Below are 1,519 nucleotides of genomic sequence, written 5' to 3'. Positions count from 1 at the left end.
CCTGGGACCTGGGCGAGCTCCACGACAAACTCAACACCCCCCTGCTGCGCGCCGCCGCCACCCAGCCCGACCCCACCCCCGACCACGGCCCCCAGAACACCCAGGAGACCGCCCAGAAGCCTGAGTCAGCCGATGAGGCCACCGCGCCCCACCAGGAGGGCGCGACGGAGCCCGTCGAGGGCCCCGCGGCGATGGCTGATCCGGACCCCGCCCGAGCAGTGCCCTGGGACTCCCTGGAGGCCCGGGGACAGTGGGCCCAGGGCCTGCGCGAGCGGGGCCTGGGCGAGGAGACGATCAGGGCCGCCATGACCGGCGACCTGGCCGTCAGCCAGCCCTCAGGCGAGGTGCGCCCCTCCGCCCATGCCCCCGTGGCCGGGGCCATGCCCGCCCCACAGCTGGCCCAGAAGCGCTCCCAGGCCCTCACCATGTGAGCCCACCTCGGAGAAGAGGCAACGCGCCCCCGACCATAGAGTTGGGGGCGCGTCTTCTTGACGGCTTCTTGACAGCGCGGGGGCTACTGGCGGGCACCGAACACGCCCTCGGGCATGGCGGCGGTCGGCAGCCCCCGGACCTCGTCATCGTTGAACGGGTGCGAGTTGTGCCCGCGCCCGTTGAGCACGCAATGGGGCTTGCAGCGACAAAAGGGCCCATTGGCCGAGCACAGCCGGTCCATCAGGGGGTAGGAGTACTGCAGCAGCCACCTCATCCGGGCCTCGGCGTCCGAGACGTGGGTCTGCTCCCAGGCGTGCCACAGGCACGTCAGGGCGTAAACGGCCTCGGGGTGGTTCCACCACTGGTCGCACCACCGGTGCGAATCGGTGATGACGCGGTCCCAGAGGCTGCTCGCCACGTGCTCGACGAACGCCTCAAGCGTGGGGAACACGGGCTCAAGCCCGCCGGGGGCCTCGTCCCGCCCTGCCTGGGCGCTGGCGCGCCCCTTCTTCTCACCGGTGTCTTCACTCATACCCCCATCGTGCCGCGTGCGATCACAGCGCGCGCCCGGGCCGCTGGGGGCGCACCTGAGGCGGCACCGGTGGTGCTGGCTGGCCGGGCTGCTGCGTGACGGCCCGCCCGGCTCGGGCGGGCCCGCCGGGCTGGGCGAGCTCGTAGATAGCGCGGATCCGGTCGGCCTGCTGCGGGCTCATCGCCGCACCCTGGGCGTCCTGGGCGTCCTGGGGGTCCTCAGCGGGGGCCCGGCCGGCCGGCCGGACGGCCTCCTGGCTGCGTTGGGCCCCGCGCCAGGACGGCGGGCGCCGACCGGCTCCGGGCACCGGTGGGCGCACCCCGAGCAGGTCGATGAAGCGGCGCACGCTGTCCAAGCGCGCGTCCTCGATCGCGCCCTCCTGGGAGGCCCGCGGGGCGCCTTCTCGTAGCGTCGTCGCGTCCTGGCGGCTCTCGGCTTCCGTGGGCTCCTCCTGGGTGTTCTGGGGGCCGTGGTCGGGGGTGGGGTCGGGCTGGGTGGCGGCGGCGCGCAGCAGGGGGGTGTTGAGTTTGTCGTGGAGCTCGCCCAGGTCCCAGG

Annotated in this window: 2 protein-coding genes and 1 pseudogene; 1 reads left to right on the top strand and 2 read right to left on the bottom strand. The window is 73.9% G+C overall.

The features are described 5' to 3' along the window. Positions 1 to 431, top strand: a 431-nt coding sequence (locus GVV76_RS10150) for a hypothetical protein (protein WP_201292237.1), incomplete at its 5' end; no start/stop codon positions are given. Positions 432 to 514: 83 nt separating this feature from the next. On the opposite strand, the gene GVV76_RS10145 is transcribed toward GVV76_RS10150, so the two are convergent. Next, entirely contained in the window at positions 515 to 964 is a 450-nt protein-coding gene (locus GVV76_RS10145; RefSeq protein WP_159524667.1) for a DUF4913 domain-containing protein, read from the bottom strand. A 22-nt stretch (positions 965 to 986) separates the two neighbouring features. Continuing rightward, positions 987 to 1,519 (bottom strand): annotated as a pseudogene (locus GVV76_RS10140) (hypothetical protein); the annotation flags it as partial.

The organism is Actinomyces sp. zg296 (assembly GCF_009829695.1).
GTDB lineage: Bacteria > Actinomycetota > Actinomycetes > Actinomycetales > Actinomycetaceae > Actinomyces > Actinomyces marmotae.
Note: the sequence above shows the minus strand (reverse complement) of the source record. Positions and strands in the feature narration are given on the sequence as shown.